Consider the following 18128-nt stretch of genomic DNA (forward strand, 5'->3'; position numbering starts at 1 on the left):
ATCGGTGGCGATCATTTTTCATCGACAGTGCCATGAAAAATGATCGCCCGCTACGCCGGCAAACACCTGATCTATAAGCACACCTCATCATCATCTTCTTCCATCTCCTGTTCCATCTCTTCACTCACCACTTCAATACCGTCCATATCATCATCAACGTCTGAAGTTTCTTCCACTTCATTATGCTCATCAGTAATTTCAGCCACCGGCTCCTTAACCTCCGGTTGATCAGGGTCCTCATCTTTGATTTCCGCCGATTCTTCCAAGCCTTCTTCTGGTCGGACTTCTTCCTCTTTTATTCCACCCCGCTTTACCTCTTCCCAATAATCGTGAGAAGGGGTTGTACGATCGATGTACTCAGACACCGCATCCTGCTGATCACTCTTTTCACGACTGCCTTTTAAAGTTGTTTCAACCGCATCGAGCAGACTGTCTGCAGTAGCGGCACTATCAAGCTTTTCCTTTATTTGTTCGGCCTCTTTTGACTGTTTGTAAAATTCCAGGTCAGACCTATCGGTATTACCGATCCAGTATTTCAGGTCTTTCTCATCATAGCCGCCCTTGTCCCACATAGAATATAGGCTATCCGGGTCTTTGCTTACATCTTTGCTATTGTCATTTGATTGTTGCATAATTTTTTATTTTGAATGGTGTTGAAATCGGTTCATTTGAACGAGCACGGGTTTGTTCAGTTGATCATCAAACACAATGGCTTCTCCGCATTGGAGAACCGCAGCGAATTCGATTTGCCCTGGCTGCAGGGACATAGCCTTGCCAAGATATTCCCTGTCGTCAGTGTCGCTAAGCCGGTGCATTATCTTCAGGTTCGTGAACTTAATAGCATCAGACGGCAGTTTGCCGGGAGATTGCTCAATGATCACGATACCCTCTGCTTTGGCCCTTGCTTCCGCCAATAGGTTAGTAAACAACTCGGTGCTTTTAGCTGCCGCACCAGGAGTTTCGCTGCCTCTTGATTCTCCTCCTGTTTTTAACAGCCTGTGCGCTTCTTCTACAAATGTGATATGAAGCTGATTATCCGGATCATGAGATTTCCGCATCTTTCTTGATTCATACAGGAAATTGAGCAAGAAGGCCATGATCAGGGCTTTATCACCATCATCACCTGTACTTTCCAGGTCAATGCAACATGGCTCGTTCAGGATGATATCTGTGTTTCGTTCCAATAACGCCGCATCATTTTCAGCAGATTCAGGCGCAAATATTTGCGCAAGCTTACCAGAGGTAAATGCTATGATGCGCCTGCGAATGGAAGCTTCCACCTCACTGTTACTTTTGGCAGCGGTAAACCGGGACGCATCTTTAAAAAACTTTTCTGCGAAAGGTCCGAATGAGGAAACAGAGGTCGCCATCCCGGATGCTCCTACCGCGGGCAGTATAAACGTCGGGTCATACAGCAGCGCTTCATCTCCGCAAAGCTCTATATAGAACTGGGTAAGAAAATCATTAAAGATCATTGGCATCACACCTTCCATAGGTGCGGCTGCCATCAGGGCTGATTTGATCAACCCGATATGTTCAGACACCGTAATGCCCGGCACCGGAATAAGAGGATTAAAACGCAGGAAACTTTTATCAATCTTCTTTACCCCATCGCGTGGCGTACGTAGTTGAAATCGATGAATCTTTTTTGCACCGGGTATTTCCCAGGTCGCTAACTGTTGATAATACTCTCCCTTCACCGGCTCAATCATCAGAAAAGGAATTCCATGCTCCATTATTTGACGGACCAATTGCAATGTTGTATTTGTTTTTCCTGAACCCGGCACTCCAACGATCAGTGTATGGCGAACAAGATCCTCGCTGCTGATCCTGTACAGATGTGACGCATGCGCAGAGCGGAGACTTTCTCCTTTTTCCACACCTGAAGCCCTCCCTTTCATATAGCCTGGGATGATCGCTTTCGGGGTCTGCCTGCTTATAACGGGAACCTGGAAAGGGTTATCGCGACGCGTATTCATACCAGGCATACCACGCTTATCTGCTACGGGTAGTGAGAAAAAGTTGCTGAGTTCCGCTTCCGAATAAACATAGAGTGATTTATCCAAAAACTCCCCATACCCGTGCGGACGGCCGCAGACTGAATTTGGGAAGGTCTCAAAAAACAGGGATCCCTGTCGCCAAACTTCCTGTATGGTTGTTCCTGTTGGAACGACGGTGCCCAACACCTCCAGGAAATGATGGTCGGATCCGATCAATCCCGCACCGAGAGAATGTGCCACGCCCGCCGCAGCAGACGCATGGCTTGCAGCCACCTGGATGTTGATCGCATACAAAAAAGAAGCATGCCGGTATTTCTCCAATCCTTTTAAAAACTGCTGTTCTGTTAAGGAGCGTATTCCCTGCGCCTGGCAACTATCCAGCAGCAACTGATAGTAATGGTAGCCAAGCATTCGCTCAAATGCGGAAACTTCCTCTGTGCGAAGGCTGATACGAATATGCACCTGGTCCTGCGTACTGCTCAGCTGCGTGAATACCATATACCAGTCAATAGTTGCTGGCTGCAGCTCATAGATCGCCGGTATACAAAGCGATGGAGCTATCCGGTCATTGAAAGGTTGCTTTTCTGACTGAGTAGTGGTCAGTGGTGCCAGAAATGGCACTTTACCATATTGAAAATTAAACCTGCCCGCAGGCAGGGTTCCTGGCTTTCTGCGAATGCTGTAGCAGGTATGCATGCCAATAGGTTGCAGGATCGCTTCGATCCGGGAAGCACTTACTTCGCGAAAACAATATCCTTCGGGAAATAATTGCTCAAGATGTAAACGATAGATCATTGAGTCGGCAGAATGACTAACTGCTTTGTTCCTGAACCTGAGAAAGACAAGCAGAAATACCTGCACGCTACGTGTCACAGGACTATTCATCAACCGTAGCTCGAAGCTGTATTCCGAAATGTTATTCAGCCAACCGGCAATAGTGCGAAGGCACTGGTTTTGCAATTGTGAGAATGCCTGCAGTTCTTCCGCTGAAATGGTCGAAGAATGTTCAGCAATGCTCGTGATCTCATAGACCCAGACCTGGTCCGCATTCGCAAATTTAGCGGGGGTCTGAACGCTGCTTCCCGTATGAGTGCTCATAATAACGGTTTAAAGGTTTTTGAAAATGGAAATCTGGTACTGCCTGTCGCGGTACAACCGACTTTGCGGGTCAAGAAGATCTGCTGTTTCCACCTTCAATACTTCGGCCATGCCCCGCGCCAATTCGTTCGTATCCATTCCCGGGCGAAGGTGTTCGATCAATCTTTTTTCCGTCAACTGAAAATAGATATCAAACCAAACCGCACCCGTAGCGAGCCGTTCTTCCAGATCCGTTTGCCGCTCCAGCCAATCCCCCACCTGCTCCATGTCTTTTGCTTTTTGCTCAAGTTGCTGCGTATCGGCGGTGTCAATGAGCCTGCCAGAACCGGTGATCACTATCGGACTCGATGGCTCTTCTATAATCCTTGTATCAACCGGCGGTGCAGGTGAGATGAGTTTTTGCACCTCCTGTACGATCTGTTCAGGACTGTAGTTAGGGCAATATGTCAACAGCATATCACTAAGCTTGTCAACCAACCCTGCTCTCATAGCATTTCCGGATGCATGATTGGTACTGCTGATAGAACGGATGGTTTCATTCAGATCGCGGAAATATCCTTTCAAAGACACAGCTTCAACTGCAACAGATGAGGTCACAACATGAGACCCGATACGATACGAATTTCCCAGCATCGCGGCGGAAATCCTATCTTCCAGTGCACGGCCAATAAGACCCGCATTCAGTGAGCTCACAGCGTCCCAGGCCTTGATCGCATTCTGCTTGATGATAGCCGCAAGGTTGTCAAACAATAGCTGATTATTCTCTGAAATACCGAACAGCAATTTGATCTGTTTTTCAAACAGGGGTGACAGCTGCGCGGCAGCGATGTTTACCATTACTGCCCGGTCTTTAGCTGCTGCATTTGACCATGTCATTAATCGATCAAGATCATCTGACCTCAACTCCGCAGGGAAGTTGGATACTACCGGCAAGAGATTGATATTGATCGTTGCATCGAAAGCCGCATTGTTCATAGGGATCTGACCCGTCATCGACAGTGACTTAAGGGGTTCAAAGAATACGACAGGCTCTCCGTCTATGATAACTGCACCCTGCTTTTTTGTCCAGTTACCGGTCTGGGTGTTTTGGGTGTAGCACAAAATCCGGGAGACGTCAAAAAAGCCGTACACTTCAAACGGACTATAGATCTCTACGCCATCGGTCACTTTTGGGATTTGCAATGCGGGAATTTTGATCAGCCCTCCTGCAATGACGAGCAGCAGCAGAAAGTAAAGCAGTGAAATAAGCCCTGTTCCCTGAGAATAGCCTGTCGTAAGTATGCGCAGAAACAGCAACGCGCAAACAATCAGTAACACGACTCTCGGGCCAACCACGCACAGGTTCTTTTTTCCGGGTAGCCAGTAGAGTGCAGGCTTATCCTTAAAATAGTGGAAGCTCAAACGATCTCCTAAACGAATTAATGAATCGTTCGTGTACAGCAGGTACAATGAGCCGGCGAAAAGCGCGATGGAGATCCCAAAGCTCAGTCCTGCGCTCATTGATACGATCTGTCCCAGCAGACCGCCACCGATCGGTGTCCAACCTACCCATTGCACAATAGCAATGAAAGTAGTAACAAAGGCTGGCGCGATATCGCCCAGCGATACGTCAGATCTTTTTGAGGAAATAGTTTTTTTCATGATTTCATTTTTTAAGAGTTAGTTACTAAGATGCTCTTCTCCATGCAGAAAATCTGCGGCTGACCTCTTCATCCGCCAACACTTCAAAATGGATATGATGGATGTTTTCTGTATTGTAGCTGATATCCACCAGCTGCGTACTACCATCTGCATACTGAACCTGCACACAGGCGTGATTGACATGCTGCCCTGTATTGTCCGTTTGCACATATACATAGCTGGCGCGCAATCCGAGGTAGCGGCTCAGTGCGATAAACAGTGCACTTATCTCTCCGCATACACCTGTTTTGTCTCGCTCCACTTCTTCTGCAATGCGGTACTTTTTCACCTTGTCATGATCTTTATCGTAAGGGTAGTTTGCTTGCAGGTAAGTGTACAGGCAATGAACAATCTCCCGTTCAGTTTTCGCACCGGCGCAAATTCTGGCTGCTTTAGCGGCCATGCCTGCATCTATGCGAAAGGGATGTTCTGCAATGTTCTCTCCGATCACCATTTTGTACGTTGAAAGAATGGAACCCTTCGGATCGGTTGTTTCTGTTACCTTTTCGGGATCAAGAATCGGCTGTCCCTCTACAGTGGTCACTTCTGGTCCTTCAACAACTTTGTTTACCGCTTTTTTTACCGTTCCACGTACAGCATCGTTTCTTAATTTTCTCAGCTCCTCATCTACAATCCCGGATGAAGCTGTCAGCGCGCCATCAGCCGTACTGGTCAGGTTGTTAATAGTGTGTACATCGTTCTCAAGATTGGTTTGTTGGGTCGCGACCCCTATCTCGTGATTATAGGTAATTACTACAGCGGCAGCGGCAAGCTTTACCAGTTTCTCATAATCATCAAATAGCGATCTGTTCGAAAGCTTCAGTACAAGTGGCATTGTTTCGAGCAGTACGATTCCAAGAAATAACAGTACCCAGCGAACAAAGACAGCAGGATCATCCATAAGCTCATACAGTGCACGGATCTGCGCCAGCTCATCGGTAGCGAAATTCTCCTCGGCTTCAGCCCGTTCTGCTCTGTAGGCGGAATCGAGCTTTTCTTTATGTACTGCGAGCGTGAGCTCAAGCCGGTCTGCCCTTGATCTGGCGGAATCATATGCGGCTTTTTTCATGATGGTCCATGGACCTATACCGCGGAAACCCGAACCGCCCGTTCCATCCACTTCTTCCAGGTAGGATTTTTGCTTTTCATTCAACTCTTCCTGTGATGCGAGGAGAGGCTTCCGTACTTCCTGATCGATCTTTGATTCGTACCGTGCTTCGATCTCTTTGAGTTTGCTGTTTTTCTGGTCATTCAACCACTGAGCAATAGGTCCGCGGCAGGCTTCCAGGATTAATGGAGTCGATATCAGCGCAGCGAACACGAATGAAGCCAGTATCCTCATTATTGCAACCCAGCGGCTGTTCTGCTTACCCATATACACGATGATCTGGAACTCCAGAAAGCCGATCAGCAGGGCCCACAGACTGGCAAAGGCAATACCCACTGCCATGCTCCCGCTCATTGCGAGTGCCGTGTGCAATCCGCTGAAGAACGCGAGGATCGCGCTGACGATGATGGAAAAACCCATGCCTGCCATACGGATCCGGTAGTGTCGGGGCAACTGCCGTGCAATCTGGGGATCAAATCCTCCGGTCAACAATAAGAGAGTTGTGCTGCCGTAAAAAAAGGAGTGAACTAGTTTTCTCATAAACTGTGCATTGATTATTAGCAATCCGGTTTACGAGAATAAAAGTACGGTCGCGAAATACCCTACCTGGCCTACGAGGGTATGTAGGGGTCAGCGGTGGTCAAAGATGGTTAGGGAAGGTTATTATAAAAAGTACTGGTTATAACCAGTGGGTTAGCAGATGAGACGCTTCGGCAACATAAGCAGAGGAGCCCAACTCGATTGACCTTCTCAATAGCTGATACTCATCAGGTTTTATTTTCTTTTTGAGATCAAGAATAGCAAACTTAAACTTCGACAGATCTGACACGTCCGCCTGATAGGCAATCAGTTTAGGCGGCAGCTCAAAATGGTAAAGAAACTCAGCAATATCTTTGGCTGGTCGTGCAAATTGCTGGATCCACAACTCCTCTTCGTGCAGAATATAAAAATCCACATCGCTTTCTTTGATGAACCGTCCCGTCGACTTACTGCTCATCATACCTAGTTGGGTCGAAAAGACAGGCGCTGTTTTTTTGTTCCATGTCTTCTTATCTCTTGTGTGACCGTCGCGAAGTAGTAAATAGAGATCCCCTTTCTCAAAATAATCCGTTTTATCAAGGCTTGTTAATTCGTCAAACGCAAAAGCAACCCGCCTTCCAACCAGTTTATGCTTGAAATTCATCCAGCCCTCGACCTCACTTTCGCAACTATTGGTGACCTTTATTTTCTTATTCGTATCATTTAATTCGAGAGGTGGACATGCCTCCCCGAGCTCTTCTGTCTTGAACTTGAGTACTAAAACATTGATCAGATACTGAAACGCATCCTGGTTCAATTGCTCGCATTCTTTTTTATATTGACGCGCCGGCAGATCCAGATATTTCTCAAGCTTTGTCTCTATTGTTGTTCCGCACCAGTCGCCCGTGAAAGCATATTTTCTCCTGGTACGTCTCAGATATTCATCAATTCTTTCGGTGGCGTCTTGTTCTATGATCGGACTTTTCAAAAGGTTTGCCAGTGAAAATTCGACATCATCACATTTAATCTGGAACTGCCTCCAGTCAGGCGCATATTTCTCTGCCTCTTCTTTAAATTTGCGCCGCTCCTCCGGCGTACGCTTTGTAAAATAACGAAGCAGTGCTTCTTCACGACGCTCTTCACGATACTTCCACTGCTGATTAATATTGACAAATCGGGAAAACTCATCCAGGTGCCCCTTGATGTCTTCACTAAAATGCCCTTTATCAACGATATAGGAAAAGCCATATTTTGCCCAGATCTCTTTTGCCAGCATTAAGTTGTAAGAAGTGCCTGTATACAGGATCAGTGGAATATAAGGATATTTCTCAGCAATACTTTTACCGAACAGCGAGCCACTTCTTTCGAAAGGCCCGTCTGATGCTGCGTCAAGCGTTTCATCTATCAGGAAGAGGTCAATTAACATGAAATGCTTGTCGATATACTGTTGTGCGGCTTCGATCGAGCCAAAAGCGATTACATTATCAGCAAATCCTCGCAGACGTTGCAGAAACAACGACATTGTATCCAATTCATCGTCCAGTATCAGTATATTCATTTGTCAAAAAATGATTGTAATTTTTGTTTTAAATCCATCATCACCGGCAATACAATCGACGAGCAGGTCCCAATGATGATCATCACATTTATCACGGACGATTTGCAATCCGCCGTACCTGTAAATATCATTCATGTTTGGCTTTTTAGGATACGAAGCTTCCTTTCTGCAAAAAGCAATAAAATCTTCCCGCATCAAACCCCGGTTTGTGAACACGACACCCACACGCTGATCTGATTCAATAACCTCAATTGTTACAGTAGAGTCAACTTCTTTGCTTGCAGCCTGGCAACTGTTTTTATACAAGTTCCACAAAATGCTGGCACGGTCATACAGCGCCAGACCCAGCTTAATGCGATCAAGCCGCGAGATATCTTTCGATACCGCCACCACTGGCTTTACTTTGAAATAATTCATTTCTTCATTAAAGAAATGAAGCGTCGCCACGAGACCCCTCGAAAGAAAAGGGCTGATGCTGTCATCCGAATGCCCTGCCTTGAGATGCTCGATTTTCAATAGTACGTCAGAAAAGATCCTGAAGGCGTTCAGCTTGTTCTTCTCCATTTTATAAATCTCACGGTCCTGCGGGTTTTCCACTTTATCAATCAGCAATTGAAAGGCCGCGAGAGACTCTACTAAATGCAAATTTTTCAGGTTGTGCTGGTACACCAGCATTTCTGATGTTCTTCGCTCATCATACAATTTCGTCAGAACGGGGCTGGTAAAGTAGCATCCGATCAGGTAAAGAATCTGCTTTAATTCAGCCCTGGTGAGAAGCGATTTTCCTTCGGGAATCAGGAACGTACAGGCGAGGCTGGTGTCATTAGAGCCGGCGATGTGGAGCGGCATATAGGTAGTTTGAATGCGGTAATATGAGTTGTTGGACTTCTCTTTTTCTTCCATAACAACGGCGAGATGAGATTCGGGCGAATCCAGGTGACAGGCCTGATGAACCACGGCTAAATAATCGCAGATATGTTTCCTGCTATCATTATCAAACGAAAGGTTTGTCTGCATATCCACCAATGCATACATCGAGTCCGCCTGACGGTAATCATATTTATAATAGATAAAAGGATAATCTTCCTGGTTCTTCGCAATAAATGCCTTAAAGGACCTTAGTGTTTCTTCAGATACATGATGAAGTGGTAGCTTGTTATTGTTTAAGTCCCGGTTAAAGACGTCTGCCACCGGCTTGTAAGGATAATCATAATAGATATAACCAGTGTCGCCGGGAATGATATAGCATGCATGTCTTATCTCCACTTTTCCTTCCTGAAACACGGGAACCGTGTTAGCCAGATGTGAAATGTATTCTTCCAATTCAGTTGAGTGGGTTTGTTTCTCATGTAATGTTAGTTGTCGCATACGGTGGCTTTGGAATGGGTTGAATTCAAAAAATTACCAATATTTTCTCAAAAAATGATAATTTTCAGCCGCCGTTCTGCGTTATTTAACCTTACACGGCAACCAGGGCTGATCCGATTTTCAGCACCTCTTTTATCAGGATATCAAGATCGGTTCTCTGGGTGCGATGATTCATCACCATGGCTCTCAGACAATAGGAACCGTTCAGCATGGCATACGAAAGCGAAGCAGTGCCGTCTTCCTGCAACCGCATCAGGATTTCCCGGTTTATGGCATTTGTTTTATCCGGATCGGCAATAAACCGGAAGCAAACCACATTCAGCGTAACGGGAGCCATTAATTCCAGTGCCGGCTCATTTATAATTAAAGCAGCAGCATAGATCGCCTGCTCCATGTTCTGCCTTATCAGCTGCCTGAGCTGGCTGATTCCGTAGGTTTTGATCGTCATCCAGATTTCCAGCGACTTAAACCCCCTGGACATATCGATCCCGTAATCAGCAATCATATCCGGACCGGAAAATAGCCCCCGCTCATGCCTGACCAGGTAATCTGCCTGCACTTCAAAAGTTTCGCGATGCAATAACCGGTTTTTTATCAGCGTACAGCCCACAGCAAAAGGGATATGTATCCATTTGTGCATATCGAAAGAAAGGCTGTCTGCCAGTGAGATGTCTTCTTGTTTGACAGGTCCGTCTTCAGCAGCGGCCCAGGCACCATAGGCGCCATCAATATGGAGCCACAACTGCTCCTGTTGACAGAGGCTGGCAAGTTCCCGCAGAGGATCTACCGCTCCGGTATTGACTGTTCCGACAGTCGCCACAATGCAGAACGGAATAAAGCCTTCCGCCCTGTCTTTTTTTATCCGGCTCTCCAGCTTCCTTAAATCGATCTGAAATTTATCATTCACTTCAATGCGCCGAACGGCATTGCGTCCGAGCCCCATGATGTCAGCAGCCTTGTCGATACAGCTGTGCGTCTCAACAGACGTGTATAGCACCAACTGTCCGTCAAGTGTGCTTAATCCATTTTGCCGGATCACTTTTGAGTAATTGTTCCGTGCGACCAGCAAAGCGGTAAGATTGGCCATGGAGCCACTGCTGACCAATACTCCGCTCGCGCCGGCGGGAAAACACAGATACTCTTTCATCCAACTGATCACTTGCTGCTCCAGGTACAATGCCGATTGCTCTCCCGCACACACATTCGGATTCATACCAGCAGCCAGCAGAGCTGCTAACATCGCTACCGGGTTTCCTGCGCCATCAGCCCATGCAAAGAATCTTGGGTGACCATTACCGGTTGGATACGGTATCAGGCTTTCCTGCAGCTGTTCATACACTGCACACAGGTTCCCGGGCAGATCAGGTAAAGAGTCCTTCCATTTTTCTTTCTGCTTTGCCGGTATAGACTGCCAGACAGGCTGATTGCGGACATGGCGGAGCTGGTTAAAAAGGTCAGTGATCATTCGATGACCCAAAGATTCCAGCTCTTCCCAGTTTTCAGGGTCGAGACTTTTTTCACTTGCATTCATAAGTACGTTTTACGATGACAGGATCCTGCCATATTCCAGTTGAATGGCGCCATCAAGCAGTTGTTGCGGCGAGTATCGGGTTACAGAACCATGGAAGTAGATCTTTCTTCCGGCAGAAGCCATTTGTGCTGTTGGAATCGCTACCTGTTCCTGCTCACCGATCTGAAGAAATGTATGTATTGAGTTTTGAGCAAGCACTGTGTACCCGAATCCATCAGTATCGGAAAAACCTATATTGCCGGGTTGTACGAACAGGTAAAATGCAGGAAGTCCCGGTTGCCAGCCTGCAACCAAATTGCCATTTCCATTGCAACACCTGATAATGTTTGGCGCCGGAAAGCTGACGATCCTGGCGGCCTCTACCACGGGTGGACGATTGATAAATCCTGCTATCGAGTCCTGAAAAATTGCGGTCGCTGAATCTGATGCCGGGCGATAACAATACGCAACTTCGTCTGCAATCAGCTCCATTTCCTGGCGGAGATGACTCGTGTAGATGGTCAACAGGCTCAGGCTTGAGATGATCCGCTTGAGTTCTACAAGAAACTGGAATTTAACGTCAGCATCAAGACCATTGGTTGGTTCATCGAGCAACAGGATATCCGGCGATATGGACAGCGCACGCAGGAGACCAATTCGCTGACGCTGACCTCCGCTGAGCTCCGATACATTGCGTGAACGCCGAAATACATCCTCCATATGGAGCGCCTGCACCAATGCCTGGAACAGCGACTCGTTGAAACGGGATTTATAGAACCTGATATGAGAGAAATAGCGTGCATTCTCCAGGGCATCGAGATGGTCAAACAACACTACCTCCTGTGGCAAATAAGAGATAACAGGTCGCTGCGGGTTAAGATGGATAGAACCTGTGAGAGGCTTCAATGATCCATGGATCATATTTAAGAGCGAACTCTTCCCACTCGCGCTGGCGCCCATTAATCCGATGACATGACCTTTGTCCGCCTCTTTTTTTGCAAAGTTCACGGTTAGCTGATCAAAGATCAACGGCGCCGCTCCATAGCGAAACGAAACCTTATCAAAGTGTATCTGTTGCATATCTTTTATTTTTCCGGCCCGCCCTTGCCAGGATGCTATTCCATAAGAACAAGCCGGAAGCTGCAAGTAATAACGAAATAAGCAGGTAACTCATGGCCCTACCATAGTCGATACTTTTGCCGGTAACGGTTTTATTTAATTCTGTAATGAACGAGGGAATGATATCGGAGAGCACGTTATTGATCACCGCTTCATTCCAAATTGCTGCATATGCCATGATAAACGCCAGCAGGTAATCTGCCCGGAATGGCAACCAGAAGAGCGTCCTGAACTTTTCCCATCCGTTCAGCCGGTGTGCATTCAAAAAATCTATCTGCTTATTGGCAACCCTGAAATGAGAGATCACCAGGAATCCGCAGATCAACGGAAAGCATAGCAATGTTTGACCTGCAACCCAGGCTATGTCCACGACCGGGCCGGAACTGTAGTGAATATGCTGCATCCAGTTGAAACCAAGAAGCAGTATGATCAACGGAGGGATCATCAGCAGTGCAAATAGCAGCATCAAAAACCCGATAGAACGACGATTAAAACCAGCCAGTGTATTTTTCAGCACCAGGCGGTTGGCACAACTGAACAAAACTGCCAGTACTGTTGTCAGCAAGGCCGCTGTAAAAGTGAGCCCCAGCGGCTTGAGCAGTGTTTCCCAGTCATTGTATCTCACCGTACTGAACTGTCTGTAAAGCATCAGCAACAGCGGGATCAACACAAATGAAAGCAGGGTGCCAACAACAAAACCGGTTACCATTTTTCCTCCGCTTTCGCTGGCGGGTAATGCCACACGTGAACGGATCATCCGCTTGTAAGCCCAACGTTTCAAAAACAATAACACCACCACTGTGCTTAGAAGAATAAAGAATACCGCCAGGCCTGACGCCGCGATCCGGGAGAACGCATATTGGTTACTCAAAAGCGAATCTGACTGATAGGTGCGATATAACCATTGATTGACCATTTCCGTACCGGAACCCCGTGAGGCCTTAAAAATAAGCTGAAGCTTCGCATCTTCATAAAATGAAAAAATAAACGCAATCACAAAAAGCAGCAAAGAAGGATTTTGATGTGCCGGAAGAACAAGATCCCGAAACCGCTCCGCCATTGATAAACGGCTGGCACGGATATAGGCAACTTTCGCTGGCGGAACTGACTGCAGGTTCAGCCAAAACAAATAAATGTACAAGGTGCCGAATTGCCAGTACTGTACCACGCCAAGAGTGATAAACTTGTTTGTTGCATTAAGAAAAGGCCAATGAGTGTCAATCGTAAGCAGCTTCCAGATAAATGCGGTGGCTACATTACCCAATAAAAACGGTACCAATAATAAACTCAACCACGCGCCGGTCCTCGAGAAAAGTTTTACCCGGGAAAGCAGCGATGAGAAAATCAATCCTCCTCCCACTAATAGCAACGCCTGGAAAAGCGCAAAGACAATGCTTTGCAGAACTGGCTGACGCAGATCGTCTTCCTGAGCGAACAGTCTGTCAATCAGACCGGCATTCAGCTGAACCGAACTTATCACCGGCAACTGGTATACAACATAAAAAGCCACTACCAGGAACAGGCTTATACGTACCAGGTTATTGAAAAATGCTTGACGCTGCATCTTCTATTGATTGTTAAGAGCGGTGAAGATCTCCTTTCTCTTTGCTTCGATTTGTTTCTGCGCCTGCCTGACAGCTTCCTCCGGACTCAGACTCCCTTCCCATGCTTTCTGAACATATGTCGTGATCACTTCGCTGATCATATTAGCGTCAGGACCAGCTTCAAGAATGACGCCTCCTTTCTGAATAGAGCTCTGCAATGCGGCTGCGTAAGGCAGTGATTTTACAGCGGGATGCTCATACGTCTTTTGAGATGAAGGGCATATGCCTTTTTCCGCAAGCAGCACCTGTGTCCGATCCTGCATAAGCCATGTAATATATTCAAACACTTCTTTGGGATGTTTGGTATAGCGGCTAATGAAATAAGCTCCGCCGACAAAAATGGCCTTGTTACCCGGAATGGATGCAAAACCAAAGCGCGGATCAAAACCGGTTTCGGTTTTGATGGCAGGATAGATCAGGTCGCTCCAAACAATTGCCATCGCCGTTTTGTCTTCTTTCATCAACCTGATCGGCTCGTATTGATCAATACTTGTAAAGTTGCCCGCATTGTATGGTTTTAATGAAGTATAGAGCTTCATCGCTGCAACGCTGGCAGGACTGTCAAATACCACTTTTGTATTCTTATCTCCTTCCCATCCGATCTTTTTATCCAGAACTTCACCGTTCATTCCATACACGAAATTCATGAAGTCATAATAAAGAAAACCTCCTGCAGCTCCACCGACGCAAATGCCTTTTGTCCCCTTACTGTCGCTGGTAAAAAATTGCGCAATGTCACGCAGCTCATTCCAGTCAGCAGGCGGTTCCAGATCGCGGTTGAATTGCTTGCGATAAGCCGCCTTGTTGGCAGGATCTTCAAACATTTTTTTGTTATACATCAGCAGCATCGAATGCGCTGAAAAAGGATACGCTACCTTGACAACGCCTTTGGACGTGTCTTTATCATCTTTATAATAATACCCTACTTCTTTCCAGTTATTGATATAAAGGTCTTTTTCAAACGTTAAAGAGTCTGCCGGAACGTATTTCGCCAACTCATCAATAGTATACACATAATTATTTCTCACAAATGAAGACAGCGAGAAATTATACTGCATAATAATGTCATACAACCCTGTTTTATTAGCAAGGTCCTGATTGGACTTCGTAAAAGCGTCATCAAATGTATTTGGCTTAAACTCAAGGGTAATATCCGGATGCTCCGCCTCGTATTGCTGTTTCAAAGCGGCCATCGCCTGGATGGAGGCGCTATTTTCAGCCAGAATGGTAATCACCGTTTTTCCGTTCTGATCACCTGTTTTTGACTCTCCTGAACCACATCGCCAGCAAATGACCGCGACAAATGCAATTTGAAGTAAAAGGAACGCTTTTTTGTGCATACCGGTAGTTTTAGGCTACTAAAGTAACACGCATTTAATCGCCAGGGGTTAGCGAAGGTTAGCGGGAAGAATATTGCGGCAAACAGGGACGTTGCTGCAAGGGTTAAAAAGATCGCCAATAGACATCCGGGCAACAAACATCGCTGCCGTTACCTGTCGCAAAACACGGAACAGGGTAACCTCGCAGAAAATCAAATTCTCCCGAAAGCTATTAAACCCGATCCATGAGACAAATGATAATCATTAAATGATAGCCCTCAAATCCAGAGAATAGCTATAACCCCAACCTACCCAATCAGCTTAAACGCATCCACCACTATCTTCTCCGTTCCCGGATGATTCCTGGTTACTTTATACATCTCCGCCGTAACGCCCAACTCCTTCGCCTTTTTAAAATGTTCCTTCGCTTTATTCATATCCTTCTCCTTCCGGATCAACCCCAACGTAAAGTTCGCACTCGCCTGCAACCGCTGCCGGTCCGGCCAATCCTTCATTGTCTTCTCACAAAACTGTTCCAGTTCAGCAAGCTTCCCATATTCCTTGTAAATCTCATATGCATCTACATAGATATGCAAACTCTCCCGGCCCTGTCCGCCGATAAACGAATTCAAACCCGCCGTTCAACATCTCCTGCATCGGGATACGCAGTATCCGGTGAAGAGCGCCGGGAAGAAAATCGACACGGATCGATCGCAGCTGACCGTGCACTTTCACATTCACCCGCGAGAGTTGCGGCCCATTGAATACGATCAGTCGCTGCTTTTCGAAGAGCTCCGAATCAGGATGACCTATAGAAACCGGATCATTACAATAAAAAAGCAGCGATTGAAAAGGCGAAGGCGGATAAGGCGTAACAACTTCATTCAATCCAGGCGGTGATACGGCATCCACCGTCAGAATGTTGGAGACATAATGACTGTAGCGCAGGATGAGGTTTTTGAATGGTTACTTGCATGAGGTTGTCCGGAAGATAAACCGGCCATTTTCAATTTACTAAAAAAGGCGGAAAACAATCTTATGTAGTTTAGTTAGCGGTGTGTGTTTACTGATTGGCGTAGAGAAACGCAGCGGGCGCGGCGATACGCGGAGAGCACGGCGAATACAAACTTTTGCAGAGCTGTCTTCGCCGCGTCCGCTGCGTATCGCGGCGCCCGCCGCGTTTTTTATACGCTAGTCAATACTTATTAGTACACGGTAGCTTGAAGAAGAGATCTGGCGGGGGCGTTGATTCGTCTTGCCATAAGACTTTCTCCACTTTAACAATTCCACTCATTCACAATCACAATACACCCTTCTCCCAATCGTTCTACCTTTCAAACCATCACCACCATGCAGCTGCGATATACCCGGCGCGCCGTTCCGATCGCATTCGTGTGCACAATAATCAGCCTATCTTCTTGCAAGGATCAGGCGCAGGAACAGGCATTCCTGGCTTCACTTGATCAAACAATTGCACAATCAACCCTGACTTCAGCCTACAAGATGGAATACGAAGTGAATCGTCTCGAAGAGAAAGCTGCGGATCCCTGTACTCAGGTGAAAGCAGAATACTGGCTGCCCATTGCCAGGAAAGTCGAACGGCTTACCAACGAGCTATCGGCTTCTATCCTGAATCTGAAAGAGGAGCAAACAAACAATGCAAAAAAGGCGGCATCATTACATGACTCTTTGCGGCATCGTATCCACACTTATCGGGATACGGTGCTCGGACTCCATGAGCAGATCAAACAATACTTCGCCGATCGGTTTGATGGGCTTGATACAGTTCGGAGTAAACAAGCTGATCTTATCACGCAATTGCGATTGCTCAGAACCGCCACCTCCTCTCAAGTACCGATACTACTAGTACAGCTCCGTTATGCTATTATGCAGACAGGTGACGGCATCATTAGTTTCTGCGGTGAGAACGTTTCTTGCTGCGGACTCAGGTTTGACTATTACACTGCCATCATCGGACAAAGCGCTAACATCGTTCTGCCCGGGCAAAAACTGGAGATCACCGCCGGCATCGGAGCCTTCAGCATAGCAGCATCACCAAAGATCACGATCAATGGAAAGCTTTGCCAACTGACGGAAGATGGTCTTGTAAGATTTCCGTTGATCGCCCCAGGCAACGCCGGCAAATATAAAGTACCGGTCAGGATCGACTATGTTGATCCATATGGTAAGCCGCAAACCATTTCGAAGGATCTTATGTACGAAGTGTTTGATAAAAAATAAAGAAACGCAAACCATCGACCAAATTATGAGTTGGAAAAAAATAGGCGGCACATTGTTAATACTGCCATGCTTGTTTGCCTGCAAGAATAACAATCCTTCATCAGATAATGTATTAACGATCGCCAATGACGGGCTTCTCCAATCGATCACTTCTGCCAAACAGTCCACCGAAAACGTACTTCTTGCCTTACAGGAAAAGAAGGCCGATCCACTGACTGCCCCCAAGGCAAATGTAGTGGAGCCAAAGGCTCTGGCTGTGGATGATCAGGCAAACGATCTCGTGAGCAGAATAGAAAAGATCAAAGATCAATTATGGCAGGAACGGAATAGCCACAACGTCAGCGAAAAGATCCTCCAGCAAACAGCCGGTTTGCCCGACTTATTCTTCTCCTTTCGTAATACTATTTTGCTGAACAATCCTGATTTCATCAATCAAGTAGACAGCATGCCACCCCTCTTTGCTGAACACTTCGATCAGCGGATCATAAAGGGAGAGTCTATCAACAAGCTGTTGTTTGAATCCATCTCTCCATCAGAAGCCATCTTGATACTTAGCCGATTTCAATTGAACATCCGGGAGCTGGCACTCAAAAGTGCTGTTATCATGTTGCAAGGCACCCACCGTGTGGCATTGATCTGTACGTTTGTTAGTCCAATGATCGCGCAAAGCCATCAGGTACTCAAACCGAATGGGCAATTAACTATTGAATTAGCATTGGGAGAGATCAGGTATAGAGGATTACAACAGGTAAAAATGAATGGAAAGGAACTCTCGCTGAATGAAACGGGTACGTATAAAGCCAGGTTCACCGCTCCTTCAATCGCAGGAAAATACAAGATACCGGTTGTAGCTTCCTTTACAGACCAGGATGGAAAAGAGCAGACGATCCAGAAAGACATTACCTATGAAGTGATGAGCTGCGAAGTCAGCAACATCAAAGAACAAAAAGAGTAGTTGTTGCAAGCTGTCAACCATCCCGGTATTCAGTAATATTGCAGACAAA

Annotated in this window: 14 protein-coding genes; 2 read left to right on the plus strand and 12 right to left on the minus strand. The window is 46.6% G+C overall.

What is annotated here, in order from left to right; all coding sequences use genetic code 11:
• Positions 1-71: 71 nt before the first annotated feature.
• From LZZ85_RS00310 to LZZ85_RS28740, 12 genes are all read right to left on the minus strand, one after another.
• Positions 72-632, minus strand: a complete 561-nt coding sequence (locus LZZ85_RS00310; protein WP_237867921.1) for a hypothetical protein — start codon at positions 630-632, stop codon at positions 72-74.
• A 6-nt stretch (positions 633-638) separates the two neighbouring features.
• Entirely contained in the window at positions 639-3098 is a 2460-nt protein-coding gene (locus LZZ85_RS00315) for an ATP-binding protein (protein ID WP_237867922.1), read from the minus strand.
• 9 nt (positions 3099-3107) lie between these two features.
• Positions 3108-4739, minus strand: a complete 1632-nt coding sequence (locus tag LZZ85_RS00320) for a hypothetical protein (protein ID WP_237867923.1) — start codon at positions 4737-4739, stop codon at positions 3108-3110.
• Positions 4740-4764: 25 nt separating this feature from the next.
• Positions 4765-6426 (minus strand): DUF4407 domain-containing protein, encoded by a 1662-nt coding sequence (locus LZZ85_RS00325; protein WP_237867924.1) that lies wholly within the window; start codon positions 6424-6426, stop codon positions 4765-4767.
• A 139-nt stretch (positions 6427-6565) separates the two neighbouring features.
• Positions 6566-7963, minus strand: a complete 1398-nt coding sequence (locus LZZ85_RS00330; RefSeq protein WP_237867925.1) for a response regulator — start codon at positions 7961-7963, stop codon at positions 6566-6568.
• A gap of 3 nt (positions 7964-7966) precedes the next feature.
• Positions 7967-9331, minus strand: a complete 1365-nt coding sequence (locus LZZ85_RS00335) for a hypothetical protein (RefSeq protein WP_237867926.1) — start codon at positions 9329-9331, stop codon at positions 7967-7969.
• Between the two features lie 91 nt (positions 9332-9422).
• Entirely contained in the window at positions 9423-10862 is a 1440-nt protein-coding gene (locus LZZ85_RS00340) for a pyridoxal phosphate-dependent decarboxylase family protein (RefSeq protein ID WP_237867927.1), read from the minus strand.
• A 9-nt stretch (positions 10863-10871) separates the two neighbouring features.
• A complete protein-coding gene (locus LZZ85_RS00345; RefSeq protein ID WP_237867928.1) occupies positions 10872-11921 on the minus strand; it encodes an ATP-binding cassette domain-containing protein in 1050 nt (349 codons plus the stop codon).
• The gene (locus LZZ85_RS00350; RefSeq protein WP_237867929.1) at positions 11902-13524 is read right to left on the minus strand and encodes a hypothetical protein; all 1623 of its coding nucleotides are present in this window, start codon (positions 13522-13524) and stop codon (positions 11902-11904) included. Before LZZ85_RS00350 ends, LZZ85_RS00345 begins: the two co-directional genes overlap by 20 nt.
• A 3-nt stretch (positions 13525-13527) precedes the next feature.
• Positions 13528-14904 (minus strand): ABC transporter substrate-binding protein, encoded by a 1377-nt coding sequence (locus LZZ85_RS00355; RefSeq protein WP_237867930.1) that lies wholly within the window; start codon positions 14902-14904, stop codon positions 13528-13530.
• 287 nt (positions 14905-15191) lie between these two features.
• Entirely contained in the window at positions 15192-15515 is a 324-nt protein-coding gene (locus LZZ85_RS00360; RefSeq protein ID WP_237867931.1) for a hypothetical protein, read from the minus strand.
• A complete protein-coding gene (locus LZZ85_RS28740; protein WP_432422751.1) occupies positions 15454-15834 on the minus strand; it encodes a DUF6597 domain-containing transcriptional factor in 381 nt (126 codons plus the stop codon). Before LZZ85_RS28740 ends, LZZ85_RS00360 begins: the two co-directional genes overlap by 62 nt.
• Positions 15835-16233: 399 nt before the next feature.
• On the opposite strand from LZZ85_RS28740, the gene LZZ85_RS00365 reads away from it, so the two are divergent.
• Together LZZ85_RS00365 and LZZ85_RS00370 are read left to right on the plus strand one after the other, a co-directional pair.
• Positions 16234-17124: a hypothetical protein gene (locus LZZ85_RS00365; protein ID WP_237867932.1), complete on the plus strand. Its 891-nt coding sequence runs from the start codon at positions 16234-16236 to the stop codon at positions 17122-17124.
• A gap of 25 nt (positions 17125-17149) precedes the next feature.
• On the plus strand, positions 17150-18079 hold the full coding sequence (locus LZZ85_RS00370; RefSeq protein ID WP_237867933.1) for a hypothetical protein: 930 nt from the start codon (positions 17150-17152) through the stop codon (positions 18077-18079).
• The last annotated feature ends 49 nt before the right edge of the window (positions 18080-18128 follow it).

It is taken from the genome of Terrimonas ginsenosidimutans (assembly GCF_022012415.1).
Taxonomy (GTDB): Bacteria; Bacteroidota; Bacteroidia; order Chitinophagales; family Chitinophagaceae; genus Terrimonas_A; species Terrimonas_A ginsenosidimutans.

Coding starts and splice junctions, on each gene's coding strand:
- LZZ85_RS00310 (WP_237867921.1), bottom strand. CDS start 632: ATGCAACAATCAAATGACAATAGCAAAGATGTAAGCAAAGACCCGGAT.
- LZZ85_RS00315 (WP_237867922.1), bottom strand. CDS start 3,098: ATGAGCACTCATACGGGAAGCAGCGTTCAGACCCCCGCTAAATTTGCG.
- LZZ85_RS00320 (WP_237867923.1), bottom strand. CDS start 4,739: ATGAAAAAAACTATTTCCTCAAAAAGATCTGACGTATCGCTGGGCGAT.
- LZZ85_RS00325 (WP_237867924.1), bottom strand. CDS start 6,426: ATGAGAAAACTAGTTCACTCCTTTTTTTACGGCAGCACAACTCTCTTA.
- LZZ85_RS00330 (WP_237867925.1), bottom strand. CDS start 7,963: ATGAATATACTGATACTGGACGATGAATTGGATACAATGTCGTTGTTT.
- LZZ85_RS00335 (WP_237867926.1), bottom strand. CDS start 9,331: ATGCGACAACTAACATTACATGAGAAACAAACCCACTCAACTGAATTG.
- LZZ85_RS00340 (WP_237867927.1), bottom strand. CDS start 10,862: ATGAATGCAAGTGAAAAAAGTCTCGACCCTGAAAACTGGGAAGAGCTG.
- LZZ85_RS00345 (WP_237867928.1), bottom strand. CDS start 11,921: ATGCAACAGATACACTTTGATAAGGTTTCGTTTCGCTATGGAGCGGCG.
- LZZ85_RS00350 (WP_237867929.1), bottom strand. CDS start 13,524: ATGCAGCGTCAAGCATTTTTCAATAACCTGGTACGTATAAGCCTGTTC.
- LZZ85_RS00355 (WP_237867930.1), bottom strand. CDS start 14,904: ATGCACAAAAAAGCGTTCCTTTTACTTCAAATTGCATTTGTCGCGGTC.
- LZZ85_RS00365 (WP_237867932.1), top strand. CDS start 16,234: ATGCAGCTGCGATATACCCGGCGCGCCGTTCCGATCGCATTCGTGTGC.
- LZZ85_RS00370 (WP_237867933.1), top strand. CDS start 17,150: ATGAGTTGGAAAAAAATAGGCGGCACATTGTTAATACTGCCATGCTTG.